Consider the following 481-nt stretch of genomic DNA (forward strand, 5'->3'; position numbering starts at 1 on the left):
CGATTGGGACGAAGTCGTAACAAGGTAGCCGTACCGGAAGGTGCGGCTGGATCACCTCCTTTCTAAGGAGCATCTACCGATGATCTTGGGCAAACGTTCCGAGCATCGGTCAGAACCACACCAGCCTCGATGCTGGGTGGGCTCATTAGTGGATGCTGGCTGGCTAGACGTTCGGTTGTCACGACAGTGAGTACTGCTCTTCGGAGCGTGGAAAGGTGTCGTGAGGGCTGGATGAACAGATCGGTACGCTGTTGGGTCCTGAGAGAACACGCTTAGTGTCTTTCAGTGATCGGCCACTTAGCCGCGGATGAACCACCTGGTCATGGGATCAGGCCGGCACCCGCAGTCGAGCAAGTGGATCTGATTGTTCTTTGAGAACTGCACAGTGGATGCGAGCATCTTTGTAGCAAGTTAGTAAGGGCATACGGTGGATGTCTTGGCACCAGGAGCCGATGAAGGACGTAGGAGACTGCGAAAAGTC

Annotated in this window: 1 rRNA gene; it reads left to right on the plus strand. The window is 54.9% G+C overall.

Annotated elements, in window-relative coordinates:
• Nucleotides 1-62 (plus strand): 16S ribosomal RNA (locus QSK25_RS45260); the annotation flags it as partial.
• Nucleotides 63-481 lie beyond the last annotated feature (419 nt).

Source organism: Lentzea sp. NBRC 102530 (assembly GCF_030269365.1).
In the GTDB taxonomy this organism is placed as follows: Bacteria; Actinomycetota; Actinomycetes; order Mycobacteriales; family Pseudonocardiaceae; genus Lentzea.